The organism is Ralstonia sp. UBA689, assembly GCF_002298975.1.
Taxonomy (GTDB): Bacteria; Pseudomonadota; Gammaproteobacteria; order Burkholderiales; family Burkholderiaceae; genus Ralstonia.
Genome location: NZ_DBMV01000030.1, coordinates 26,241 through 51,268 on the forward strand (window position 1 = coordinate 26,241; position 25,028 = coordinate 51,268).

Below are 25,028 nucleotides of genomic sequence, written 5' to 3' on the forward strand. Positions count from 1 at the left end.
TTTGTTTCTGCCAGACCTGACTTCAGTGTCAGCTCATGCACCTAGACGGTTTGGCCGTTGTCGTTCTTGCCCTAGATGGCACCTTGAATTTCTGTAAGCGGGCGGGAAAAAGAAGGACCGCTGTCTGAGCGCAGCGAGTTTCGGCCCTTCTCCGCCCGGTTACGGAAATTCGAGGAATCTTTCGCCATCTCGGGCGCGCCTTTCTTTGCTTACTTTCTTTGGCAAGACAAAGAAAGTGAGTCGGCCCCGGCAGGGGACGAAACACAGGATGGTCCACCAACATCATGTCTTCTCTACTGCTATCCCGTCGCGACCTGAGCTTCCTGCTCTATGAATGGCTCGACGTCGAATCGCTCACACGCATTCCGCGTTTTGCCGACCACTCCCGCGAAACCTTCGATGCTGCGCTCGATACCTGCGAGCGTATCGCCACCGATCTTTTCGCCCCGCACAACAAGAAGAACGACCAGCAAGAGCCGCATTTCGACGGCACCACGGTCCACATCATTCCCGAAGTGAAGGTGGCGCTGGATGCCTTCAACAAGGCTGGCCTGATGGCTGCCGGGCAAGACTTCGAGCGCGGCGGCATGCAGTTGCCGACCGTAGTCGAGAAAGCCGGCTTCGGTTTCTTCAAGGCCGCCAATGTCGGCACCAGCTCGTATCCGTTTCTCACCATCGGCAACGCGAACCTGCTGCTCGCGCACGGTACGCCCGCGCAGATCGAGACCTTCGTGCAGCCCGAGATGGAAGGCCGCTTCTACGGCACGATGTGCCTGTCGGAGCCGCAGGCCGGTTCGTCGCTGTCGGACATCGTCACGCGCGCTGAATACGAAGGCGAATCGCCGCTGGGCCAGCAATATCGCCTGACCGGCAACAAGATGTGGATCTCCGCCGGTGAGCACGAACTGTCGGACAACATCGTCCACCTTGTGCTGGCGAAGATTCCCGGGCCGGACGGCAAGCTGATTCCCGGGGTGAAGGGCATCTCGTTGTTCATCGTGCCCAAGTTCCTCGTCAACGCCGATGGCTCGCTGGGCGAGCGCAACGACGTCGTGCTGGCTGGCCTGAACCACAAGATGGGCTATCGCGGCACGACCAATTGCCTGCTGAACTTTGGCGAGGGCACGCAGTTCCGCCCCAAAGGCGCAGACGGCCAGCCGCGCGCCGGTGCCATCGGCTATCTGGTCGGCGAGCCGCACAAGGGCCTGGCGTGCATGTTCCACATGATGAATGAGGCACGCATCGGCGTTGGCATGGGCGCGACGATGCTCGGCTACACCGGCTATCTGCATGCGGTGGATTACGCGCGCAACCGCCCGCAAGGCCGCCCGATTGGTCCATCCGGCAAGGATGCCGCGTCCCCGCAAATCCGCATTGTTGACCACGCCGATGTGCGCCGCATGCTGCTGGCGCAGAAGGCCTACGTGGAAGGCGCGCTCGGCTTGAACCTGTATTGCGCCAAGCTCGTCGATGAAGAGCGTGGTGAAACCGACGCGGCCAAGCGCGCGAAGCTCGGCCTGCTGCTCGACATCCTCACGCCGATCGCCAAGAGCTGGCCGTCGCAGTGGTGCCTGGAAGCCAACAGCCTGGCGATCCAGGTGCACGGCGGCTACGGCTACACGCGCGAATACAACGTCGAGCAGTTCTACCGCGACAACCGCCTGAATCCGATCCACGAGGGCACGCACGGTATCCAGGGGCTGGACCTGCTCGGCCGCAAGGTCGTCATGCAGGATGGCGCCGCCTTCAGCGCGCTGGGCGAACGCGTGCAAGCCACGGTCGGTCGCGCGCTGGAGACCGGTGACGAGACGCTGGTCGGCTACGGCCGTGCGCTGGGCATGGCCACGCAAAAGCTGGCCAAGGTCACGCAGACGCTGTGGGCGGCCGGTGACCCGCGCGTGACGCTGGCCAACGCCTCGGTCTATCTCGAAGCCTTCGGCCATGTCGTTGTCGCGTGGATCTGGCTGGAGCAAGCCTTGTCTGCCGCAAAGGCGTTGCCGAGCGCGCAGGGCGAGGAAGCCGACTTCTATCGCGGCAAGCTTCAGGCCGCGCGCTACTTCTTCCAGTGGGAGTTGCCGAAGATCGACCCACAGATTGCGCTGCTGGGCTCGCTCGACACCACCACGCTGGATATGCAGGACGCCTGGTTCTGATCGAACCGCCAACTACGACAACGACATACAGGAGACACCATGGGTACGCTCAAGCACCTCTTTGATCTGTCCGGCAAGACGGCGCTGATCACCGGCGGCTCGCGCGGGCTCGGCCTGCAGATTGCCGAAGCACTGGGCGAGCAGGGCGCGCGCATCGTGCTGTCGGCGCGCAAGGCCGATGAGCTGAGGGAAGCGCAGGCGCATCTGAAGTCGCTCGGTATCGAGGCCGACTGGATTGCCGCTGATGGCGCTGTGGACGCAGACATCCAGCGCCTGGCCGATGAAGCGCTTGCCAAGCTGGGGCACGTTGACATCCTCGTCAACAATGCCGGCGCCACCTGGGGCGCCCCGGCCGAAGACCACCCGGTCGAAGCCTGGGACAAGGTGATGAACCTGAACATCCGTGGCCTGTTCCTGCTCACGCAGCAGATCGGCAAGCGTTCGATGATCCCGCGCAAGTACGGCAAGGTCATCAATGTGGCGTCCATCGCCGGCCTCAAGGGCAACCCGCCGGGCTCGTTGGATACGATTGCCTACAACACCAGCAAGGGCGCCGTGGTCAATTTCACGCGCGCGCTGGCCGGCGAATGGGGCGAGCACAACATCACCGTCAACGCGATTGCCCCGGGCTTCTTCCCGTCGAAGATGACGCGTGGCTCGCTGGAAAAGCTGGGCGTGGACAAGCTAGCCGAGCGATCGCCGCTGCACCGCATTGGCGACGAGGAAGACCTCAAGGGCGTGGCCGCACTGTTCGCGTCGGATGCCTCCAAGCACATCACCGGTCAGATCCTGGCCGTCGACGGCGGCGTGAGCGTGGTCTAATTCCGGCTGCTTCTCAATCCTCATTGAACGCAGCATGAACGCAGACACCAACGGTTTTCCGATCAAGATCCCCTTCCTGCAATGGCTGGGCATGCGCTGCCTGAAGGCGGCTGATGGCGAGGGCATCGTCGAACTGGCGCTCGAAGATCGCCACATGAACAGTTGGGAAATGGCGCACGGCGGCGTGACCATGACGATGCTGGACGTGGCCATGGCAATGGCCGGACGTTCTGCGGACGTGCACGGCCGCGGCGTGGTGACGATCGAGATGAAAACGGCGTTCATGCAGCCCGGGCGCGGCACGCTGCGTGCCAGCGCGCGCTGCGTGCACCAGTCCACCACCATGGCCTTCTGCGAAGGCGAGGTGCGCGATGCAGACGACAAGCTGGTCGCACGTGGCTCGGGCACCTTCAAGTTCGTCAAGCGCATGCCGCCGCCGCGCACGCCCGAACCAGGCGCGGACGGTTGACCAGACAACACCGCAGTTGCAGTACCTAGTTGCACACCGGACAGCGTCCGGCACACAAGAAGAGCAACCACGGAGACAACCATGCAACAACCTGCGCGGCGGACGGCATCTGCCCTTGCCATCACTCTGCTTTGCTGCACCGGACTGACCATGACCCTGGAAGGATGCGCCTCGAACGCGACGCAGGCGGCGGCTGCCCCAGCCAATACACCTGTCGCGGTGCAGAAGCCGCTCACGGCGGAACAGTCCGACCCGAACAAGATGGGCTGGATGCAGGGCTTCCCGCCGCCGCCGGATCGCACCATCCGCTTTGACCTGGCGGGCAACATGTTCCCGCGCACGCGCTACGGCTACAGCCGGGTGCGTGAATTCGTGCCCACGCGTGCCGTCTGGCGCGGCGAGGGTTCGGTCAGCAAGCTGCCCCGCGCCGAGCGCGACATCGGCAACGTGCTTTTCACCGATGTCGATGGCACGCGCCGTACGTTTACCGACATGCTGAACCTGACGTATACCGACGGCATCCTTGTCATGCACAAGGGCAAGGTGGTGTACGAGCGTTACTTCGGCGTGCTCGATGCGCACACACAGCACATCGCCATGTCGGTCACGAAATCGTTTGTCGGCACGTTGGCCGCCACGCTGGCGGCCGATGGCAAGCTCGATCCGGCCGCGCCTGTGACGCAATACGTGCCGGAGTTGAAGGACAGCGCCTACGGCGACGCCACTGTGCGTCAGGTGATGGATATGACCGTCGGCGTGCGGTACTCCGAGAACTACGCAGACCCGAACGCCGACGTCTGGGTCTACGCCCGTGCCGGCGGCATGCTGCCGCGCCCGGCTGACTACAAGGGACCGACCAGCTTCTACGATTACCTCGTCACGTTGCGCAAGGAAGGTGCACACGACGAGGCATTCGCTTACAAGACCGTCAACGCAGAGGTGCTGGCGTGGATCGTCCGCCGAGCATCGGGCAAGTCGCTCGCGGCGCTGCTGTCAGAGCGCATCTGGCAGCCGATGGGCGCACAGACCGACGCGTACTTCTCGGTGGACGGTATTGGCACTGAATCGGGGGGCGGTGGCCTGAACACCACGTTGCCGGACCTGGCCCGCTTTGGCGAGATGATCCGCAACGAAGGGCGTTTCAACGGCAAGCAAATTCTGCCCAAGAGCGTGATCGACGATATCCGCCGCGGCGGCGATCCAGACAAGTTTGCCAAGGCCGGCTACACCACGCTGCCGGGCTATTCGTACCGCGACATGTGGTGGGTTTCCAGCAACGATCACCACACGTTCGAGGCACGCGGTATTCACGGCCAGCGCATCTATATTGATCCGGTGGCCCAGATGACCATCGTGCGCTACGCCTCGCATCCGATCGCCGCCAACGCTGCCAACGATCCGGTCACGCACCAGGCGTATGCGGCGCTGGCCGAGTATTTCATGCAACACAAATAACGTCGGCTCCTTACCCCGATACCGACATTCAGGAGCGTTTTTCATGTCGAAGACCTATCAGCGCATCGTTCTGGCTTCCCGCCCGCAGGGGGCTGTCACGCCGGACAACTTCCGCCTGGAGACGGCGGAGATCCCCGAGCTGCAGGATGGCCAGGTGCTGGTGCGCAACCATTTCCTGTCGCTCGATCCGTACATGCGCGGGCGCATGAACGAGAGCAAGTCGTATGCACAACCGCAGCCGCTGGACGAAGTGATGATCGGCGGCACGGTGGGTGTGGTGGAAGCCTCGAAGAACCCGTCGTTTGCCGTAGGCGACAACGTAGTTGGCATGTTCGGGTGGCAGGAGGTGGGTATTTCCGACGGCCGTGGCATCCAGAAGGTGGATACGCGCCACATTCCGCTGTCGGCCTACCTGGGCTCGGTTGGCATGCCGGGCGTGACTGCCTGGTATGGCCTGAACAAGATCATGCTCCCCAAGCCCGGTCAGACCGTGGCGGTGAGCGCCGCTTCGGGCGCCGTGGGCAGCGTGGTCGGCCAGCTCGCCAAGCTCAAGGGCTGCCGCGCCGTCGGCTTTGCCGGCGGCAAGGACAAGTGCGACTACGTGGTCAATGAACTCGGCTTTGACGCCTGCATTGACTACAAGGCCGCCAAGGATCCGAAGGAGCTGTATCAGATGCTCAAGGCCGCGACGCCCGACGGCATCGACTCTTACTTTGAAAACGTCGGTGGTGCCATCCTGGATGCCGTGCTGCTGCGCATGAACGCCTTCGGCCGCATCGCCATGTGCGGCATGATCGCCGGCTACGATGGCCAGCCGCTGCCGCTGCAGAACCCGCAACTGATCCTGGTGTCGCGCCTGACCATTGAAGGCTTCATCGTCTCTGAGCACATGGACGTGTGGCCGGAAGCACTGCGCGAGCTGGGCGGCTACGTGGCGCAGGGCAAGCTGAAGTTCCGCGAGAGCGTGTCGCAGGGTCTGGCGAGTGCGCCGGAAGCCTTCATGGGCCTGCTCAAGGGCAAGAACTTCGGCAAGCAGCTTGTGAAGCTGGTCTGACGTTTTAACGTCAATGCGCGGACTGTCAATCGCTTGACAGTCCGCTGGGCGAGGGCCGCAACAGAATGGCTCCACCCACAACGATCGCGTGAAGGAGACACCATGAACGCACCCGATACCTCGCACGCCAAGCGCCCCGATGACATGGCGACCAACCTCAGCCCTGAGGCGGCCGCCAGATACCGCAACCTGCCGCGTCCGCCGCAGTTCGCCACCGTTGCTGAAGAGCGTCTGCATCGCAAGCAACGTCTGGCAGCGGCGTTTCGGCTGTTCTCCAAGTTCGGCTTCGATGAAGGCGTGGCCGGGCACATCACTGCGCGTGACCCCGAGCACCAGGACAGCTTCTGGGTCAACCCGTTCGGTGTGCATTTCAGCCAGGTGACGGTGTCGAACCTGATCCGCTGCGATCACCACGGCAACGTGGTCGAAGGCGATTACCCGGTCAACGCGGCGGCCTTTGCCATCCACTCGCGCGTGCACCAGGCGCGGCCCGACGCGGTGGCAGCGGCGCATTCGCACAGCACCTATGGCCGAGCATGGTCGACGCTGGGCCGTAAGCTCGATCCGCTCACGCAGGATGTCTGCGCGTTCTACGAAGACCACGCGCTGTACGACGATTTCGGCGGCGTGGTGGTCGAACTGGACGAAGGCCAGCGCATTGCGGAAGCACTTGGCGACAACAAGGCGGCCATCCTGCAGAACCACGGTCTGCTGACGGTCGGCAAGACGGTCGACGAGGCCGCGTGGTGGTTTATCACGATGGAGCGTTCCTGCCAGGTGCAGTTGCTGGCAGAGGCGGCGGCTGCGCGCACCGGCCAGGCGCCGCGCACCATTTCCGATGCGGCTGCGCGGCAGGCGTATTCCATCGTCGGCTCAGCGCAGGCGGGGTGGTTCCAGTTCCAGCCGCTGTATGCGCGCATCGTCAAGGAGCAGCCCGATCTGCTCGACTGATCGACCGCTCAACCTGCTGGAGCACCCATGACGGATTTGATTCTGCATCACTACGCCACCTCGCCGTTCTCGGAAAAAGTGCGCCTGATTCTCGGCTACAAGGACCAGCCGTGGAAGTCCGTCACGGTGCCCGTGATCCTGCCCAAGCCGGACGTGATACCGCTCACCGGCGGCTACCGGCGCACACCGTTCCTGCAGATCGGTGCGGACATCTATTGCGATACCGCGCTGATCGCGCAGGTGCTGGAGTCGATCCATCCAGCACCGACGCTGTATCCGGCAGACCATGCCGCTGCGGTGTTCGCGATGGCCCAATGGGCCGATACGACGCTGTTCTGGGCGGCAGCTTCGTTCATCGGCCAGCCTGAAGGCTTCAAGAGCCTGATGGCGGGACTGCCGGAAGAATTCGTCAAGGCCTTCTTTGAAGACCGCAAAGCGATGCGTGTGGGCGGTACCGGGCTGCGTACGCCGCTGCCGGAAGCGATCTCGACGCTGCACGTGTTTCTCGCGCAACTGGAGCGTCAACTCGCCACGGGCGAACGTATCTTCCTGTTTGGCGAGCAGCCGACCGTGGCCGATTTTTCCGTCTATCACTGCCTGTGGTTCATCCGCCGCGCGACGGCGGTAGCGGGCGTTCTCGATGCACACCCGGAAGTGGTGGCGTGGATGCACCGCGTGGCTGGCCTCGGGCATTCGCAAGCGCAGCCGATGACATCTGCCGAAGCACTGGACGTGGCGAAGGCCGCCACACCGCGCGCGCTGACCGAATTCAATGCCCCATTTGACGAACGCTACGGCTTGCCCAAGGGCACGCGCGTGACCGTGGCAGCGGTCGACTACGGTGTCGATCCGGTCGAAGGCGAACTGGTCGCCTCCACGCGCGACGCAGTGGGCGTGCTGCGGGAAGACCCACGCGTTGGCCAGGTGGTGGTGCATTTTCCGCGCGTGGGTTACGCCGTGCGCAAGGTCGAGGCGGCCGGCTGACACGGTTTTGCCATTTCGACCGCATTTCATGACAACAAGACGAGAGAGACACATATGAAGCAATTCGCAGGCGGCGTGGCCGTCATCACGGGCGGTGCATCGGGTTTCGGCAAGGAGTTCGCCAAGATCGGTGCCGGATTGGGCATGAAGCTGGTGCTGGCCGATATCCAGCAGGATGCGCTGGATGCCGCCGTGGCCGAGTTCAAGGCGCAGGGTGTGGAAGTGATCGGCCTGCGCGTCGATGTGTCCAAGGTGGAAGACGTGCAGGCGCTGGCCGATGCGGCCATCAAGACATTCGGCAAGGTCAACCTGCTGTTCAACAACGCGGGCGTCGGCTCTGGCGGACTGGTCTGGGAGAACACCGAGCGCGACTGGGACTGGGTGCTGGGCGTCAACCTGCATGGCGTGATCCACGGCGTGCGCATCTTCACCCCGCTGATGCTGGCGGCCGCCAAGAAGGACCCGTCATACGAGGGCCATATCGTCAACACCGCGTCGATGGCTGGGCTGCTCAACGCGCCGGCCATGGGTATCTACAACGTGTCCAAGCATGCGGTGGTGGCGCTGACGGAGTCGCTGTACCAAGACTTGAGCCTGGTGACAGAGCAGGTCCATTGCTCGGTGCTGTGCCCGTATTTCGTGCCGACCGGCATTACGCAATCGCATCGCAATCGCCCGCAGGACTTGGCCAACACGGCGCCGCCCACCAAGTCCCAACTGGTCGCCCAAGCCATGTCGGACAAGGCGGTCAACTCCGGCAAGGTGACGGCCGAGCAGGTCGGACAGATGACCTTCGATGCGATCCGCAATGCAGGCTTCTATATTTATTCGCATCCGCACGCGCTGGCGCCGGTGCAGCATCGGTTTGAAGACATCGTCTCGCAGCGCAATCCATCCGATCCGTTCGAAGGTAAGCCGGACGTGCGCGCGCGTTTGGTGGAAGCGCTGCGCGGATAACCCTTACCCCAAGACTCCGAAATCGCCATGAACACTGCCGCAGCAGTTGCCATCACCGAATCGCAATTCGCCGATCTGCCCAACGGCACACGGTTGCATTACGCCAGCGCCGGCAAGCGCGGTGCGCCGCTGATGCTGTTTGTTCATGGCTTTCCGGAGTTCTGGTACGAGTGGGAAGCGCAGCTCGCTGCCTTTGGCGGCACGCACTTTGCCGTGGCGCCTGACATGCGCGGCTACAACCTGTCGAGCAAGCCGGCGGCGGTGGATGCCTACCGCCCCAAGCTGCTGGTGCAGGATCTGGAGCAGTTCATCACAGCGCTTGGCTATGAACGTGCCATCGTGGTCGCGCATGACTGGGGTGGGGCGATCTGCTGGAACTTGGCGATCCAGCACCCGGAGTTGGTCGAGCGGCTGGTCATCGTCAATTCGCCGCATCCGTGGCTGTTTGCCAATGCGCTGCTGAGCGATCCGGCACAGCAGGCGTCGTCGGCGTATATGAATTGGCTGCGCCAGCCGGGTTCGGAAGCCGCGTTGGCCGCCAACGAGTTCGAGAAGCTCGAAGGCTTCTTCCACGGCATGGGCCAACCGGTGGCCGAGTGGTTCACGCCGGAGGTGCGAGCGCGCTATCACGCTGCCTGGAGCCAGGCGGGTGAGGGTGGCTCGCACGGCCTGACGGGTGGGGTGAACTACTACCGCGCATCGCCGCTGCATCCGCCCGCAGAGGGCACCACGCCGCTGCGCATCGATCAGATGCCGCCCGAGGCGTTCGTGGTGAGGGTGCCGACGCTCGTGATCTGGGGCGAGAAAGACATGGCGCTGCCCAAGAGCCTGCTCAACGGGCTGGAGCGCTTCATTCCCGATCTGCGGATCGAGCGCATTCCAGAGGGCACACACTGGGTGGTGCATGAACAGCCGGAGCGCATCACTGCGCTGATCCGGCCATTCGTTTCGTAGCCCTGTCGCGTTACATCGATTCCGCCAGCATGCGCCGGTAGTCGTCCGCCGTAGCGACGCGCGGGTTGGTCTTGTGGCAGTGGTCGAGCAGGGCGCCTTCCACTACGTGCTCCAGTACGGCTTCCGGTACGCCCATCTGGCGTAGCCCCGTCGGCAGCCCCAATCGTGCCGTCAGGTCGTGCACAGCCTGGGCGAGGTCGGCATTGGCCGGCAGGTTCATCACGCGGCGCATGCGTGCGTAACGGTTGTCCCGCACCACCGATTCCGCAGTCTCGTTGAAGCGCAGCACCGCCGGCAGCACCACTGCGTTAAGCGTCCCGTGGTGCAGCCCGGTCTTGCCGTCGACCTTCACGCCGCCCAGCGGGTGCGACAGCGAATGCACGCAGCCCAGCCCCTTCTGGAACGCCATCGCACCCTGCATGGACGCGCTCATCATGTTCAGCCGAGCGTCGCGGTCTGAGCCATCGCGCGTGGCGCGCTCGATGTTGGCCCAGGCGCGCTCCAGGCCATCCAGTGCGATGCCATCGGCGGGCGGGTTGAAGGCGGGGGCGAGGAAGGTCTCGATGCAATGCGCGATGGCATCCATGCCCGTGGCGGCTGTCAGTATGGGCGGCAGGCCGAGCGTCAACTCCGCATCGCAGATGGCCGATTTGGGCAGCAGGTGCCAGGAGTGGAAGCCGAGCTTGCGGCCGTCTTCTAGGATGATGATGGCGCCGCGCGCCACTTCGCTGCCGGTGCCCGCCGTGGTGGGGATGGCGATCAAGGGCGCTGCCGCCTCGGTGATCTTGCCGCTGCCGCCCTCGATGGTCGCATAGGTGGTGAGCGGCTCCGGGTGCGTCGCCGCAATAGCAATGCCCTTGGCCAGATCGATGGATGAGCCGCCGCCGATGGCGATCAGCCCATCACAGCCAGCCGCTTTGTACTGCGCGGTGGCCTTCTTGACCATCACCTCGGTCGGGTTGGACGGCGTCTCGTCGAACACGGTGACGGGCAGGCCGCCCGTGGCGTCGATGGCCCGCTGCGCCAGCCCGGCCGCCGCCACGCCCTTGTCGGTCACCACCATCGGCCTGCGGATGCCCACGCGCGCGCATTCGCTCTTCAATTCGTTGATCGTGCCGAAGCCGAGGTGGATGTGGGTGAGGTAGTAGATGAGGGCCATGCGCTGTCTCCGGTGGTTTGTGCGTATCGCCCGTCTTGTGTCGCGGGCATGGTTCAATGGATACTCCCGATGATAGTCAAATTAGAACGATCGTTCAGTTCTCGCCCTCATGCAGTCCTCGTCTCTCGACCCGCACGTCGCCCAATTGCTCGATCTGGTGGCGCGCGCCAAGCGTCCGCCGTTGAATGCGCTCGATCCGGCCGACGCCAAGATCGCCTACGAAAAAAGCAGCCCCATCGTCGATATCCCGAGCATTCCGTTGGAATCGGTGCACGACCTGACGGTCTCGGCGCGCGATGGCTATGCCATCCCCATTCGCACGTACGCCGCGCGTGAGGCAAGCTGGGCCGATCCGCTGCCGCTGTTGGTGTATTTCCACGGTGGCGGTTTCACGGTCGGCAGCATCAAGACACACGATCAGTTGTGCCGATCCTTAGCCGCCAAATCCGGGGCGATGGTGCTGTCGGTCGATTATCGGCTTGGGCCCGATTGGAAGTTCCCGACCGCCGCCAACGACGCCTTCGATGTGCTGCAATGGGTGTTCGATGAAGCGGCCACGATTGGCGTGGATGCCACGCGCATCGCTTTCGGCGGTGACAGCGCGGGCGGCACGTTGGCCGCCGTGAGTGCGATTGAGGCACGCAACCGCGGCCTCCAACCCGTTCTGCAATTGCTGATCTACCCCGGCACCACGGCACGCGAGACCACGCCGTCGCACCGCGAATTTGCCGAAGGTTATCTGCTTACGCACGAGATGATCCGCTGGTTCTTCTCGCAATACCTGCGCACCGACGCCGATCGCGACGACTGGCGCTTCGCCCCGCTGGACGCCGGCGGCCATGGCGCCGATGTGCACGGCGTGTGCCCTGCCTGGATTGCCGTGGCCGGCTTCGACCCCATCCGCGATGCGGGCATCGGCTACGCGAACAAACTGCGCGTTGCCGATGTGCCGGTCGACGTGAAGTATTACGAAGGCATGATCCACGACTTCTTCAAGATCGGCCGCTTTGTGCCGGCGGTCGAGCACGCCCATTGGGACGCCGCCAACGCGCTGCGCCGCGCCTTCGGCACCGAAACTGAATAAGCCTCCAAACAGAGGAGACCGCATGGCGATCGAGGATTTCCGCCACAGCACGCCGCTGCGCGTGCGCTGGGCTGAAGTCGATGCGCAGGGCATCGTCTTCAACGGCCACTATCTGCTGTATGCCGACGTGTGCCTCACCGAATACTGGCGCAGCATCGGCGTGCGCTATCCGACCGACGTGGTGGATGCTTTCGGCGTCGATTTCTACGTGGTCAAATCCACGCTCGAATATCACGCCTCCGCGCGCTTTGACGACGAGCTGGACCTGCGTGCCCGCGTGGCGCGCCTGGGCCGCTCCAGCATGCGCTTTATCATCGAGATGTATCGCGCAGGCGAACACCTCGTCACCGGTGAAGTCATCTACGTGTGCGCCGATCCAGCCACGCAGACCTCCGCACCGCTGCCCGACATGCTGCGCGAACGCATCCTCAATTTCGAAGTACTGAAGCCTGAAACATGACTGCCCCTGAATCTGTCCGCCCGCTTGCCAGTGTTGAAGTCGATCGCTGGGACGCCGTGCGCGAAGAAGCCCGCGCCATCCGTTACGACGTGTTCGTCATTGAGCAAGGCGTGCCCGTCGAACTTGAGTGGGACACATGGGACGACCAATGCTGGCATGCCCTGGCGCGCGACACTGCCGGGCGTGCGGTGGCCACCGGCCGTCTGCTGCCCGATGGGCATATCGGCCGCATGGCGGTCCGCAAGGAGGCGCGCGGCACGGGCGTGGGCGCGCGCGTGCTCGAGGCGTTGATCGACAAGGCGAAATCGCTCGGTTATCCCGAGTTGATCCTCAATGCGCAAACCCACGCCATGCCGTTCTATGCCCGCGTTGGTTTCACGCCGGAAGGCGAGGAATTTGAAGAGGCCGGCATTCCGCATCGGAGCATGCGCCGCGTGCTGTAGCTCACCTACACGTTGATCGCCTTGGCGGCCCCCACGATTGCCTCGATCGCTGCCTGCGCCGCTGGCGACGACGTTCTGCCGCGCAGCCGCACGATGCCCGTACTGGACGGCGGCGACAGCCAGCCTTCCACCACCAGCCGGACGAACGCGCCGGATTCCAGTTCTTCCCGCACAGCAGCGTCCGTTGCGCCCAGCACGGTGTCCGTGGTGAGTGCAATCGTCTTGAGCACCGCATAGTTGTCGCATTCGAGCGCAATGGCGGCTTCCTGGCCGGCCGGTAGTCCCAACAAGGCGGCCAGTTCCATCTTTGAAGGGCTCAGGAGCTTGGGCACGGCAATGCCGTATTCCCAGACTTCGCGCAGCGTACGCTCGCGCGTCGCCAGCGGGTGGCCCGCCCGCACGTACAGATGGGGCGGCTGCCCCCCGATCAGTTGAATGTCCAACGCAGCGTCTTTTGGCATGTCGCGCACGTCGGCGGCAAAGAACTCGATGCCCTCGGTGCGCAGACTCTCCAGCAATTGCACCCAGTTGCCGACCTCCATGCGCAGCGCTACCTGCGGGTGCTGGCGCCGCAGCGCCTGCAATGCCTGCGGCATGAGCGTGGCGGTCAGCAGCGGGCCCACGCCGAAGGCCGTATCGCCAAGCTGACTGTCGCGGTACAGATCGACGTCACGCTGCAGGCAGCGTGCCTCGAACAGCAGCTTGCGCGCCCGTTCGATGACGAATTCGCCTGCAGGGGTCGGGCGCACGTCTCCCACGTCGCGGTCGAACAGGCGGATCCCCAGATCGCTCTCGATGGCCTGGATGCTGCGGCTGAAGGCGGGCTGGCTCAGGTGTACCTGCTCGGCGGCTCGGGCAAAGTGCAGGGTATCGGCCAGGGCAACGACGTGACTGAGGCGGCGCAGGTCCATGGTGTTGCGTCCATTGCATCGAATGAATGCTAATTATGCATTGGACGCATTGAAATGCCACTTCTAGGCTTGTCTCCACAATCAAAATGAGGAGACACCCCTGATGAGTCAGCAAGTGCAGTTGCTTCTGATCGTCGCCTGCATCCTGGGCTTCGGTGCCATGGAGTTCATTACCCGGCGTTACCAGGCCAGCGTAGGCAAGCACGTCACCGCCAACGACACCTGGCTGGAAGTGTTGATGTTCGTCAGCCTGATCGCCGTCACTCAGCCGATTGCGCTCCTGGGCAGCAATGCACTGTGCAACTGGCTCATGCCCGCCCAGCACAACGCTTGGGCCAGTCTTCCGTGGTGGGCGATGACGGGGCTGCTGCTGATCGGCGATGACCTCACGCAATACCTGTGGCATCGGGCCTCGCACACGCCGCTGCTGTGGCCGCTGCACCGGGCGCATCACAGCGCGTCGTACATGAGCGTGCGCATTACGTACCGCAACAACTTCTTCTACTACCTGATGATGCCGGGCCTGTGGATCGGCGGCGTGGCGGTTTATCTTGGCTTTGGCGAGGTCTATGCCGTCTATCTGGTCGTCAAGATTGCCGTCATCCTGGGCGCGCACTGCGCTTGGCCGTGGGATGCACCGCTGTACCGCATCCGCGCGCTGCGCCCGTTGATGTGGGTGGTTGAGCGCACCATCTCCACGCCGGCCACGCACTGGGCCCACCACGCACTCACCAACGCCGACGGCATCGGCCACTACAAAGGCAATTTCGGCAATCTGCTGTTCTTCTGGGATGTGCTGTTCGGCACCGGCCACATCACGCGCAAGTACCCCGCACAGGTCGGCCTGCAAGATGACGTGCTGTTTGGTCCGGAGCGCTGGACCGCGCAGATGTTCTATCCGCTGGTGCATTCTGAGCGCGAGCACTCGGCGTTGCGCCCAGGCGGCCATGGCTTCACCGAGGCCGACTCCGCCCCCGTCAAACAGGAGACGGCGTGAGGCACGAAACGGCGCATATTGGCGCGTATTCGCGACGCGGCGGGTGAGGGATCGCTCGCAATGCTTGGTCGGATGACGCCGACGTTACGCAATCCAGGCAAGGACGATAGGTTCTTGCGCACAAATCGGACTGATCTCATTTCGCTCAATTTCAGCATCACGATAATTGACGAATCGTCGCCGCCCACCTGGATCGGGCGCCGCACGCCGAGATGACGGCAACGCGTCAACTCGTCGCGCCGCGCATGTGCAACTCCGAGAGGCGGCCGGCAGTCTCCAGTCTCTGTGTTGCTTTGCGTGCGTCAGGTCATGAAAACCGATTCCCTTTTCCGCTTCACCCTCGGCATGCGCCGTATTGCAGGCGCAGCGCTTGCGGCCTGCATGGCCATGGCGCCGCCGCCAGCCGTCGCCGTGCTGAGCAACGCCACCCACGCCACGCGGCACCCCGCTGCAACGGCCTTGTCTGCCGATGGCCCTTGGGTGCCCGACGACCAGGGCGCACGCATGGCTTTCGGCGACATCGAATCGAACCTGCGCGACGAGCTTGAAGCGGCCGCCGTGCCGGACCACGTTGTGGCGGAAGTCGAGCGCTTGTTTGGCACGCGTGCGGATCTGAAGGCGCCGGGCCTGCCGGGCGATTACTTCCGGTTGATCTACGAACCGATTCGGCTGCACGAGAAGGCCGGGGCAGGCAAACAGATTGCGGCGGCGGAGATTGTGCTGGGCGGCCGGCAGATGACCGCTGTCCGATTTGCTGCCCCTGGCCGAACCACGAACCACTATTACACGTTCGATGGCCAGCCGCTCCTGAACAAGCGCTTCACGACGCCGGTCAAGCGCGCGCGCCTGACTTCGCCGTTCGGGATGCGCACGCACCCCATTACCGGCGTGCCACATGGCCATTCAGGGACGGACTTTGCCGCGCCAATTGGCACGCCTGTTGGTGCAGCGGCACCAGGCATAGTCCGTTTTGTGGGCACCGAGCGCGGCTACGGCAAGCATGTCGTCGTCAACCACGCAGACGGGTATTCAACGCTGTATGCGCATTTGTCCGCATTTGCGCCGGGCATCCGTGCGGGGGCCAAGGTTGCGCGGGGGCAAAAGCTGGGCGCTGTCGGAAAGACGGGCATGGCGACCGGGCCGCATCTGCACTTCGAGGTGCGGGTCGATAACCAACCGACCGACCCGATTGCCGAGTTGCACAAACCCGGCGGACACGCCATCACGGCAACAGCACGCGCAGCGTTCACGCGCACGGTGGAGAAGGCACGCGCTTGGTTTGCAATGCTGCCGTCCGACACCGGGAATGCGTAACGCCTGCGGTCTGCCACCAACCGCCAACGACTGCGTTTCTGTCTTTAAGGCGTGTCAGCCTGGGTGACCGTGTCGAGCACGCCCAGATAGCGCGTCTCTCCGATCTGCCCCTCGGCATTGAAACGGCGCTCGGTCACGTCGAAGCAGCCATCGTGGCGGATGCGCATCACGGTGCTGGCCCGTGTGCCATAACGCGGCGAGCGGATGAACGCGGCGGAGAGCAGCTTTTCCCACTCCGGCGCCACGCCTGTGGCGGGCAGGGCGCCGGTAGGGGCTTCTCGCGTTTCCGCCAGCAGGTCGAGGTAGCGGGTGACGTCAAGCGCATTGCCATGCCGCCCCGTGTCTGCGGCCAGCGCTTCGGCAAAGGCGGCCATGCGGTGCCGCACCTTGAACCATGGCGTATCGAGCAGGGCATTGGACAGCCCATACAGACCGGGCGCGAGCTTGCGCGGGGCGTCGGCGCGGTTGCTGGTCCACCAGAGTTCGTCGCGCGTGGCGGTCAGCAGGTTGTAGCCGTTATAGGCGCCGTTGCGAGCGGTGAGGCTGTCGAGATACGTCGGGATCGATGTCTCTTCGGTCGTCAGAAAATTGGCGACGAGCTCGCCGCGCGAGCGTGCATCGGGGCGGCGTTCGGACGGTGCGCGGTAGTTGGTCAGCGCCGCAAAGCGCCCGTCGCGCGTCATACCCATCCACGTGCCTGCGTGACCGACCACCTCGGCCAAGTCGCGCCCAGCCAGCACGTTGGGCGCGTCGCTCCACCACGCCAGCGGCGCGGCAGGGCGGTCATAGAATTCGTCCCGGTTGGCGGCCACCACCAGCGCGTAGGCGGGGTGGGCGTGCCAGGCCGTGAGAATCAGGCACATATGAGCACTTCCTTTGAACATGCTGCGCGACGATCGATGTGACGACCTGTGTCGCGCAGGCTTCGGCCAAGCATAGCAGCCTGCCGGATTTTTGCGATGACGATTGCGGTGAGGTGCTCTCGGTGGCGCGGTCAACCACTTTCGAGATCGGCGAAAAGCTCCGCGTGGCGTTCACCGGCGACGAATTGGCGCGGGCCGCCGGTTTCCCACAGGCCGGCCAGCGTGGCGGCAAAGGCGGGCGGAATGTCGTGATAGCACTCCATCCACGTGGCTTGGCCATCGCTTATTTCGGGGCGCCGCATCAGCGTGCCGGCCACGCCGGTGGCTTCTTCCACGGTGTCGAGCCAGCGCTGCCAGCGCGGCAGGGCTCGCTCGGCGTCGCGCTCGGCGATGCGGAAGTAGACGAACAGGTGGTCGGCCATGATGGGTACTCAGGCTCCGATATCAGGCGCTTTCCGCCGTGGGAATCGTGTACGGCAGGCCTTGCAGCGTCAGCACCGGGCCATCTGTCGTGGCCAGGTGGATGACCGATTCGATCGCATCGAGTTTCAGCTCGACCAGCAGGTCGGTGCCGCCATCTGGTGCCATGGCCGCGTTGACGACCATGCCGCATGGCTGGTTGGGGTCGGTGTCGCTGTAGACTTCGGCGCCGGCGGAGGTGGGCGCCTTTACGTGAGCGCGGTGCATGCGCCGCTTGAGCGTACCGCGATACTGGCTGCGCGCCACAACCTCCTGCCCCGGGTAGCAGCCTTTGCGGAAATCGACGCCGCCCACCAGTTCGAGGTTCACCATCTGCGGCACGAACTGTTCCTGCGTGGGCAGGGTGATTTGCGGCACACCCGCCTGCAGGCTGAGCCAATCCCAGACTTCCGTGCCGACCAACGACAGGCGCGATGAGAGCGTCTTCCAGGCGTGCTGGAAGTGCTCGGCATGCACCATCCACTGATAGCGCGGGCGGCCGTCGGTATCAGGCAGGCGGATCACCGCGCCGACTTGCTGGCCGACCGTGCCCGGCTGTTGCGCAACGGCATAGACGGCGTCCGGCTCGGGCAGCACGGCACCGGCCTCGCGCAGCGCATCCGCCGCACCCGGCCCGGCGACGCCGATGGCAATGAACTCGTCCATCGGGCGCAGCTTGGCCTTGGCGCGCAGCACGAACATCGACAGCCGCTTGGTCAGTGCCGGGGCGATCAGCTTGTCGGCCTGCAGCACGATCGTATCGGCCTGGCGCCACATCAGCAGTGTGGCGAGCAGGCGGCCCTTGGGCGAGCAGTAGCCGGACAGGCGCGCCTGGTCCAAGCCCAGGCCCGTCACTGCATTGGTCAGTTGGTTGTGGAGAAATTCGGCGGCATCGGCGCCTTCGACGGCGATGCGCGCAAGATTGGTCGGCGGGCAGAGAACGCTGCCGCGCGCTGCGGCGTCAAACTGTACGTCGAGCGGCGGAAAGCTGAGCGTATCGACGAAATCCTGGAAAACGTCATTCATGGTGTGCAGGCTGCCGGAGATTGACCCGGTATTATATGAGGCTGTCTGAAGGGCGGTTTGTGCCTTTTCAACCCATTTCAAGAGTGCGGACAAGCCCGCTGCCGGGCTGAATCCGCGCGCAAACTCGCAAGTCAATGTTCTCTTTTCTCAAACGCTTGGTGCTGCTGGCGATCCTGATCGCGCTGGCGGCCGCGGGCGGCGTGGTGTGGTGGGCCCAGCAACCGGTGAGCCTGGCGGCCTCGCCGCAGGAAGTGGTGATCAAGCCGAACTCGAGCGTGATCTCGGTCGGGCGACAACTCGCGAGTGCAGGCGTGGGCGTCCAGCCGCAGTTGTTTTCGCTCGTGGCGCGTGCCACCGGCAATGCAAAGAGCCTGAAAGCCGGTGGCTATGAGCTGGAGACGGGCGCTACGCCGCTGTCCATCCTCGGCAAGATGGCGCGCGGCGAAGTCACGCATTACGTCGTCACCGTCATCGAGGGCTGGAACATGCGTCAGATGCGTGCGGCGGTGGACGCCGAGCCCGCGCTCAGGCACGACACCGCGGGCCTGTCCGACGCCGATCTGATGCGCAAGATCGGCGCACCCGAGACCAATCCGGAAGGCCTGTTCTTCCCTGACACCTACCTGTTCGCGCGCGGCAGTTCCGACGTGGAGCTTTATCGTCATGCCTACCAGGCCATGCAGAAGCGCCTGACCGACGCCTGGGCCAAGCGTGCACCCGACCTGCCATACAAGACGCCGTACGAGGCGCTGACCATGGCTTCCATCGTCGAGAAGGAAACCGGCCAAAAGCAAGACCGGCCGCTGGTCGCCTCGGTGTTCATCAACCGCCTGCGCAAGAACATGTTGCTGCAGACCGATCCGACGGTCATCTACGGTATTGGCGCTGGCTTTGACGGCAACTTGCGCAAGCGCGACCTGCTGGCCGACACGCCGTACAACACCTACACGCGTATCGGCTTGCCGCCGACGCCGATCTCGCTGCCGGGCGTGGCATCGCTGCAAGCGGCGCTGAATCCGGCGCCCTCCGATGCGCTGTACTTCGTGGCGCGCGGCGATGGCAGCAGCCAGTTTTCGACCAACCTGACGGACCACAACCGGGCCGTCAACAAATACCAGCGCGGCCAACCATGACCGGCAAGTTCATCACATTCGAAGGCATCGACGGTGCGGGCAAGAGCACGCACCTGGCGTGGTTCGCGCAGCAGTTGCAGACCAAATTGGCGCCGCAGGGCAAAAAGGTGGTCGTCACGAGGGAGCCGGGCGGCACGCCTTTGGGCGAGCGCCTGCGCGAGGTGCTGCTGCACGAGCGCATGCATCTGGAAACGGAAGCTCTGCTGATGTTTGCTGGCCGCCGAGAGCACATCGCCGAGGTGATCCAGCCCGCGCTCGATCGCGGTGACTGGGTCATTTCCGACCGCTTCACCGACGCCACTTTCGCCTATCAGGGCGGGGGCAGGGGGCTGGCCATCGACCGGCTGGAAGCGCTGGAGCAATGGGTGCAGCAGGGCCTGCAGCCGACCAAGACCATCCTCTTCGACCTGGCGCCCGAGATTGCGGCTGCGCGCTTGGCCGATGCCCGCACGCCCGACAAGTTCGAAGCCGAATCGGTCCAGTTTTTTCTGCGCACCCGTGCCGAATACCTGCGCAGGGCTGCCGCCGAGCCGCAGCGATTCGTCGTGCTGGATGCCAACCGCGAGCGAGGCGATATCCAGAAAGACTTAGAGAAATTGCTCGCAACACTCTGATTCTGCAGGTAATTTCCGATACAGAAATAATGGTTTCACGGCAATATTTCGCATCAACAATCTGACGTAACTCATTGATTCATGATGCTTTATCCTTGGCAATCTGCTGATTGGGCACATCTGCAGGCAATGCGGGCCAAGCTGCCGCACGCCATCCTGCTGAATGGCCAGGCCGGCACGGGCAAGCGCGATTTCGCCATGCACTTCGCGCAGGGTCTGCTGTGCGATACGCCCGCCGCTGACGGCCAATCCTGCGGAACGTGCGCCGCATGCAACTGGTTTGCCCAGGGCAACCACCCGGATTTTCACCTCGTGCGCCCCGAGGCCATGGAAGACGCGCCCGAGACCGAGAAAGACGCCGAGGGCAAGAAGAAGGCGCCCAGCAAGATCATCCGCATGGAGCAGGTGCGTAACCTGATCGAAGCCATTGGCGTGGGCACGCACCGGGCGGGCTTGCGCGTGGTGGTGCTGTATCCGCTGGAGGCGCTGCAGACCGAGGGCGCCAACGCACTGCTCAAGACGCTGGAAGAGCCGCCGCAGGACACGATTTTCCTGCTGGTGACGGACCGCATCGACCGCATCCTGCCGACCATCCTGTCGCGCTGCCGGCAGTTTCCGCTGCAGCCGCCACAGCCGGAGGCCGCTCGCCAGTGGCTGGAGCGGCAGGGCGTGCCGCATGCGCAAAGCCTGCTGGCCGAGTACGGCAACGCACCGCTTGCGGCGTTGGCTGCTGCGGAGTCCGAAGACCGGCCGCTGCTGCAGTTTCTGCTCGAACAGCTTGGGCAGGGCCCGAAGCTGGATGCGCTCGGCACGGCCGATCATTTACAGAAATTGTCGGTTCCAGCCGTTCTCAGTACCATGCACCGATGGGTCTTTGATCTGATGGCAGCACGGCTGGCGGGGCGCCCGCGCTATTTCCCCGCTCAGCGAGACGCGCTGCAGCGCTGCGCGAACGCCATCCCGCTGGACCGCCTGGAACGTTTTGCGCGCGCCTTACCCGGGCGGCGCCGCACGGAACAGCATCCGCTAGCCGCACGGCTCGTCATCGAAAGCCTTTTGCTGGATTACCGGCAGCTCTTTGCGGCTGCCTGAACCTGAACTCTTGGAACTTCTGTGAGCACTGCACCCCTTCGTACACCCGGTATGCCGGTCACCCCTGGCGCTCCTGCTGCACCCGGCATGGCGACTGGCGCTCCGACGCGCCCGGGTATCGTCTCGCTGGCCATCAAGGACGAGGCGGGCCTGTATGCCGCCTATATGCCGTTCCTGAAGAACGGCGGCATCTTCGTGCCGACCCAGCGCCCGTACCGCATTGGCGAGGATGTCTTCCTGGTGCTCTCGTTGCTGGATCGCCCGCAGAAGTACCAGGTGGCTGGCAAGGTGGCCTGGATCACCCCGGTGGGCACGCCCAACAAGACGCCGGGCATCGGCGTGCACCTGGGCGAGGATGAGCCTGGCCGCGTACTGCGCCGCGTGGTGGAGGAGATTCTCGGCAAGGCAATGGGCTCCCAACGGTCTACCCAGACGCTTTGACGCTTTCTGACGCAGCGCATGAAATCTGCGCTGTAACACACTGATTATTCGATGTTTGTTGATTCCCACTGCCATATCAACTTTCCGGATCTCCGGGCGCGCCTGCCTGAGTTGCTGACGCGCATGCGCGAGAACCGCGTCACGCACGCGCTGTGCATCTCTGTCACGCTGGAAGACTTCCCGAGCGTGCTGGAGATTGCCGAGCAGGAACCGAACATCTACGCCACCGTGGGCGTGCACCCGGATGCCGAGGCCGACATCGAGGAAGGCACTCGCATTGAAGAGCCCACGCTGGAACGCCTGCTGGCGCTGGCCGATCACCCGCGCGTGGTCGGTATCGGCGAGACCGGACTCGACTACTACCGCCTGGGCGACCGCACGCTGGCCGACATGGAGTGGCAGCGCGAGCGCTTTCGCACGCATATCCGCGCGTCGAAGCAGACCGGCAAGCCGCTTGTGATCCACACACGCTCGGCCGCCGCGGACACGCTGGCCATCATGCGCGAGGAGGATGCCGAGGCCGCGCGCGGCGTGATGCACTGCTTTACCGAGAGCTGGGAGGTGGCCAAGGCCGCGCTGGACCTGGGCTTCTACATCTCGTTCTCGGGCATCGTGACGTTCAAGAACGCGGTGGACCTGCAGGAAACCGCCAAGAAGGTGCCGCTTGACCGCATGCTGATCGAGACCGATTCGCCGTACCTGGCGCCGGTGCCGTTTCGCGGCAAGACCAACGAGCCGGCCTATGTGCGCCACGTGGGCGAATTTCTTGCCACGCTGCGCGGCGAACCGCTGGACCGCATCGCCAGCGTAACTACCGAGAATTTTTTCAATCTATTCAATGCAATACCGCGATAACTTGAAGCGCAACATGAAGCAAATCGCGCTGGCCGCCGGGCTGGTCGTAGCGTTTGCGGGCGCCGCACAGGCCACGCCGCAGGACGATCTGCGCGCCTCCGTCGAATACAACCGGCCGGCCCTCGTGCAGAAGCTCGTCGCCCAGGGCGTCAATCCGAACCTGAATACGCGCGACGGTACGCCGCTGCTGGTGGATGCGCTCAAGGACAAGAACCTTGAGGTGGCCGAAGCGCTGATCCGCGCCAAGGGCCTGGACTTCGAGCGCACCAACGCCTCCGGCGAGAATGCGCTGATGATGGCCGCCTACCAGGGCCTGCTGCCGCTGGTGAAGCTGATGGTGGAAACGTACGACGTGGAGGTCAACAAGACCGGCTGGACCGCGCTGCACTACGCCGCCACCAACGGGTATGACGACACCGTCAAATACCTGCTGGACCACGCCGCCTACATTGACGCCGAAAGCCCCAACGCCACCACGCCGCTGATGATGGCGGCCATGAGCGGCCACATCACCACCGTCAAGTTGCTGTTGGACGAGGGCGCGGACATGAACCTGCGCAACCAGCAGAAGATGGACGTGATCGACTTTGCCAAGCGGTATCACCAGGACGAGATTGCGGCGGGGCTGGAATCGCGCCGACGCAAGCTGGCAGAGCAGGCGGCTGCAGCCAAGGCGGCATCTGCGCCAGCCCAGTCCGGGCCGGTAGCTGCACAACCCGCCAAACCTGCGGTGCCCGCCATGCCGGCGCCGATGCAGGCACCCAAACCGGCCGCGGCGGCATCCAGCAACCGCGATGCGATCGGTACCTCAACCGACGCGCTGTTTGACAGCAACGACAACAAGCGCCTGCCCGGCAATTGACCCTCTCGGCCGGGCGTGGCCCTCGTCACGCCTGCCGCGCCAGCCGCACACCGGTGAACTGCCACCGTTGATGCGGATAGAAGAAGTTGCGGTACGTCGCCCGCAGATGCCCTTCGGGCGACACGCATGACCCGCCGCGCAGCACCATTTGGCTGCACATGAACTTGCCGTTGTATTCGCCCACGGCGCCCTCGGCCGGCTGGAAGCCGGGGTAGGGGCCATACGGGCTGGCGGTCCATTCCCACACATCCCCGAATAGTTGACGCAGGCTGCCTGCCTCGGCCACGCCATGGTCAGGCAGGGGCCTCCGTGGCCCCAGCGAGCCCCCCCGGCTGGCGAAATTGCCTTGCACGGGCAGCCCTTCGGCGGCGTGTTCCCACTCGGCTTCGGTCGGCAGGCGGGCGCCGGCCCAGCGGGCGTAGGCATCGGCCTCGTAGAAGCTGACGTGCGTGACGGGCGCATCCGGGTCGACCGGCTGCAGGCCGTGCAGCGACATCTGCTGCCAACCTTCCCCCGCATCGGCATTTGCGCGCCAGTAAAGCGGAGCATCGATGCCTTCGCGCTGGACCCAGGCCCAGCCGTCGGACAGCCAGAGCATCGGCTGCCGGTAGCCGCCGTCCTCCATGAAGGCGATCCACTCGCGGTTGGTGACGGGGTGGGTGGCCAATGCATAGGGCTCCAGCCAGACGGTGTGGCGCGGGCCCTCGCAATCGAACATGAAATCGGCGCCAAGGTTGGGATCACAAGCGGTTTTGCCGATCTGCACGGCGCCACCCTGGAAGCTGACCCAGCCAGGTTGCGCCCTGGGTTGACCACCTGCTGCGCGAACGGGCGCTGGGCGAGTCTCTGCATAGGCTGGACACATCGGGTTCTGGGCAAACAGGTGCAGCAGATCGGTCAGGAGCAACTCCTGATGCTGCTGCTCGTGATGCAGGCCGAGTGTGACCAGCCGGGCAACGTCGGCTGACACGCCGCCAGCCAGCAGGCGCTGCATGGCCCCATCGACATGCGCACGGTAGCTACGCACCTCGTCGAGCGTCGGGCGCGTGAGCATGCCCCGGCGCGGGCGTGGGTGCCGTGCGCCGACCGCCTCGTAGTACGAATTGAAGAGATACCGGTAGCGCGCGTCCGGCGAGCGGTAGCCGGGCACGTTGGGGCCAAGGATGAACTCCTCGAAGAACCACGTGGTGTGGGCCAGGTGCCATTTGGCGGGGCTGGCGTCGTCCATGGACTGGACGGTGGCGTCTGCGTCCGACAGCGGCGCGGCCAGCGCCAGGGACTGCGCCCGCACGGCGTCGTATTGCAGCAGCAGATCGGGCAAAGCGGTGGCGGGTGCATCGAAGGCGGGCAATACACGCATAGGCGTCTCCAGTCTCCAGGCAAGCGGCAGGAACAGCCCAGCAGCAAGCGGGCCTGTTGAAACGTGCCCATCTGCGTCAATTGGCGTGGCGCGCTTCCCCTGTTTGGTAAGAAGCATATGCGAGCTTTGCAACTTTGCTATGCGCAACACTCGCCA

General features: G+C 64.3%; 26 protein-coding genes. 20 read left to right on the top strand and 6 right to left on the bottom strand.

What is annotated here, in order from left to right; all coding sequences use genetic code 11:
* Positions 1-284: 284 nt before the first annotated feature.
* The 9 genes from B4F51_RS13420 (at position 285) to B4F51_RS13460 (ending at position 9,799) form a co-directional block, all read left to right on the top strand.
* The gene (locus B4F51_RS13420; protein ID WP_296226272.1) at positions 285-2,153 is read left to right on the top strand and encodes an acyl-CoA dehydrogenase; all 1,869 of its coding nucleotides are present in this window, start codon (positions 285-287) and stop codon (positions 2,151-2,153) included.
* A gap of 39 nt (positions 2,154-2,192) precedes the next feature.
* A complete protein-coding gene (locus B4F51_RS13425) occupies positions 2,193-2,975 on the top strand; it encodes an SDR family oxidoreductase (protein ID WP_296226274.1) in 783 nt (260 codons plus the stop codon).
* 34 nt (positions 2,976-3,009) lie between these two features.
* Positions 3,010-3,444: a PaaI family thioesterase gene (locus tag B4F51_RS13430; protein ID WP_296226277.1), complete on the top strand. Its 435-nt coding sequence runs from the start codon at positions 3,010-3,012 to the stop codon at positions 3,442-3,444.
* 81 nt (positions 3,445-3,525) lie between these two features.
* Positions 3,526-4,899, top strand: a complete 1,374-nt coding sequence (locus tag B4F51_RS13435; protein ID WP_296226279.1) for a serine hydrolase domain-containing protein — start codon at positions 3,526-3,528, stop codon at positions 4,897-4,899.
* A gap of 43 nt (positions 4,900-4,942) precedes the next feature.
* Positions 4,943-5,953, top strand: coding sequence for an NADP-dependent oxidoreductase (locus B4F51_RS13440; protein WP_296226281.1), 1,011 nt, complete (start codon positions 4,943-4,945; stop codon positions 5,951-5,953).
* A 102-nt stretch (positions 5,954-6,055) separates the two neighbouring features.
* Positions 6,056-6,904: a class II aldolase/adducin family protein gene (locus tag B4F51_RS13445; RefSeq protein ID WP_296226282.1), complete on the top strand. Its 849-nt coding sequence runs from the start codon at positions 6,056-6,058 to the stop codon at positions 6,902-6,904.
* A 27-nt stretch (positions 6,905-6,931) separates the two neighbouring features.
* On the top strand, positions 6,932-7,888 hold the full coding sequence (locus tag B4F51_RS13450) for a glutathione S-transferase family protein (protein ID WP_296226283.1): 957 nt from the start codon (positions 6,932-6,934) through the stop codon (positions 7,886-7,888).
* Between the two features lie 54 nt (positions 7,889-7,942).
* Positions 7,943-8,845, top strand: a complete 903-nt coding sequence (locus B4F51_RS13455) for an SDR family oxidoreductase (protein WP_296226284.1) — start codon at positions 7,943-7,945, stop codon at positions 8,843-8,845.
* Between the two features lie 27 nt (positions 8,846-8,872).
* The gene (locus tag B4F51_RS13460; protein ID WP_296226285.1) at positions 8,873-9,799 is read left to right on the top strand and encodes an alpha/beta fold hydrolase; all 927 of its coding nucleotides are present in this window, start codon (positions 8,873-8,875) and stop codon (positions 9,797-9,799) included.
* A 10-nt stretch (positions 9,800-9,809) separates the two neighbouring features.
* Here the strand turns inward: B4F51_RS13460 and B4F51_RS13465 are convergent, their stop codons facing one another.
* Positions 9,810-10,958 carry an iron-containing alcohol dehydrogenase gene (locus tag B4F51_RS13465; RefSeq protein ID WP_296226286.1) on the bottom strand — a complete coding sequence of 383 codons (1,149 nt, stop codon included), beginning with the start codon at positions 10,956-10,958 and terminating at the stop codon, positions 9,810-9,812.
* A 109-nt stretch (positions 10,959-11,067) separates the two neighbouring features.
* Here B4F51_RS13465 and B4F51_RS13470 point away from each other — a divergent pair, with 109 nt between their 5' ends.
* Genes B4F51_RS13470 through B4F51_RS13480 form a run of 3 tightly spaced genes read left to right on the top strand, consistent with a single transcriptional unit; the run spans position 11,068 to position 12,945 of the window.
* Complete coding sequence (locus B4F51_RS13470) at positions 11,068-12,042, top strand: alpha/beta hydrolase (protein WP_296226287.1); 975 nt, start codon at positions 11,068-11,070, stop codon at positions 12,040-12,042.
* A gap of 22 nt (positions 12,043-12,064) precedes the next feature.
* On the top strand, positions 12,065-12,502 hold the full coding sequence (locus tag B4F51_RS13475) for an acyl-CoA thioesterase (protein ID WP_296226288.1): 438 nt from the start codon (positions 12,065-12,067) through the stop codon (positions 12,500-12,502).
* On the top strand, positions 12,499-12,945 hold the full coding sequence (locus B4F51_RS13480) for a GNAT family N-acetyltransferase (protein WP_296226290.1): 447 nt from the start codon (positions 12,499-12,501) through the stop codon (positions 12,943-12,945). The genes B4F51_RS13475 and B4F51_RS13480 overlap by 4 nt, the downstream gene beginning before the upstream one ends.
* A 5-nt stretch (positions 12,946-12,950) precedes the next feature.
* Here the strand turns inward: B4F51_RS13480 and B4F51_RS13485 are convergent, their stop codons facing one another.
* On the bottom strand, positions 12,951-13,856 hold the full coding sequence (locus B4F51_RS13485) for a LysR family transcriptional regulator (RefSeq protein WP_296226291.1): 906 nt from the start codon (positions 13,854-13,856) through the stop codon (positions 12,951-12,953).
* A gap of 103 nt (positions 13,857-13,959) precedes the next feature.
* Between B4F51_RS13485 and B4F51_RS13490 the strand changes: the two genes are divergently transcribed.
* Together B4F51_RS13490 and B4F51_RS13495 are read left to right on the top strand one after the other, a co-directional pair.
* Positions 13,960-14,853: a sterol desaturase family protein gene (locus tag B4F51_RS13490; protein ID WP_296226293.1), complete on the top strand. Its 894-nt coding sequence runs from the start codon at positions 13,960-13,962 to the stop codon at positions 14,851-14,853.
* Between the two features lie 309 nt (positions 14,854-15,162).
* Entirely contained in the window at positions 15,163-16,167 is a 1,005-nt protein-coding gene (locus tag B4F51_RS13495; RefSeq protein WP_296226295.1) for a M23 family metallopeptidase, read from the top strand.
* A gap of 44 nt (positions 16,168-16,211) precedes the next feature.
* Here B4F51_RS13495 and B4F51_RS13500 read toward each other — a convergent pair whose 3' ends face one another.
* The 3 genes from B4F51_RS13500 to B4F51_RS13510 form a co-directional block, all read right to left on the bottom strand.
* Positions 16,212-17,030: an NRDE family protein gene (locus tag B4F51_RS13500; protein WP_296226297.1), complete on the bottom strand. Its 819-nt coding sequence runs from the start codon at positions 17,028-17,030 to the stop codon at positions 16,212-16,214.
* 131 nt (positions 17,031-17,161) lie between these two features.
* The gene (locus B4F51_RS13505) at positions 17,162-17,452 is read right to left on the bottom strand and encodes a DUF4936 family protein (protein ID WP_296226299.1); all 291 of its coding nucleotides are present in this window, start codon (positions 17,450-17,452) and stop codon (positions 17,162-17,164) included.
* A gap of 22 nt (positions 17,453-17,474) precedes the next feature.
* Positions 17,475-18,515 (bottom strand): YgfZ/GcvT domain-containing protein, encoded by a 1,041-nt coding sequence (locus tag B4F51_RS13510; protein WP_296226301.1) that lies wholly within the window; start codon positions 18,513-18,515, stop codon positions 17,475-17,477.
* A 134-nt stretch (positions 18,516-18,649) separates the two neighbouring features.
* On the opposite strand from B4F51_RS13510, the gene mltG reads away from it, so the two are divergent.
* The 6 genes from mltG (at position 18,650) to B4F51_RS13540 (ending at position 23,512) form a co-directional block, all read left to right on the top strand.
* Positions 18,650-19,648 (top strand): endolytic transglycosylase MltG, encoded by a 999-nt coding sequence (gene mltG, locus B4F51_RS13515; protein ID WP_296226302.1) that lies wholly within the window; start codon positions 18,650-18,652, stop codon positions 19,646-19,648.
* The gene (gene tmk, locus B4F51_RS13520) at positions 19,645-20,262 is read left to right on the top strand and encodes a dTMP kinase (RefSeq protein WP_296226304.1); all 618 of its coding nucleotides are present in this window, start codon (positions 19,645-19,647) and stop codon (positions 20,260-20,262) included. The genes mltG and tmk overlap by 4 nt, the downstream gene beginning before the upstream one ends.
* An 81-nt stretch (positions 20,263-20,343) precedes the next feature.
* A complete protein-coding gene (locus B4F51_RS13525; RefSeq protein ID WP_296226306.1) occupies positions 20,344-21,354 on the top strand; it encodes a DNA polymerase III subunit delta' in 1,011 nt (336 codons plus the stop codon).
* Positions 21,355-21,405: 51 nt separating this feature from the next.
* Positions 21,406-21,795 (top strand): PilZ domain-containing protein, encoded by a 390-nt coding sequence (locus B4F51_RS13530; RefSeq protein WP_296226308.1) that lies wholly within the window; start codon positions 21,406-21,408, stop codon positions 21,793-21,795.
* A gap of 51 nt (positions 21,796-21,846) precedes the next feature.
* Positions 21,847-22,650 (top strand): TatD family hydrolase, encoded by an 804-nt coding sequence (locus B4F51_RS13535; protein ID WP_296226311.1) that lies wholly within the window; start codon positions 21,847-21,849, stop codon positions 22,648-22,650.
* Positions 22,634-23,512 (top strand): ankyrin repeat domain-containing protein, encoded by an 879-nt coding sequence (locus B4F51_RS13540; protein WP_296226313.1) that lies wholly within the window; start codon positions 22,634-22,636, stop codon positions 23,510-23,512. Before B4F51_RS13535 ends, B4F51_RS13540 begins: the two co-directional genes overlap by 17 nt.
* A 25-nt stretch (positions 23,513-23,537) precedes the next feature.
* On the opposite strand, the gene egtB is transcribed toward B4F51_RS13540, so the two are convergent.
* Entirely contained in the window at positions 23,538-24,872 is a 1,335-nt protein-coding gene (gene egtB, locus B4F51_RS13545; protein ID WP_296226315.1) for an ergothioneine biosynthesis protein EgtB, read from the bottom strand.
* Positions 24,873-25,028 lie beyond the last annotated feature (156 nt).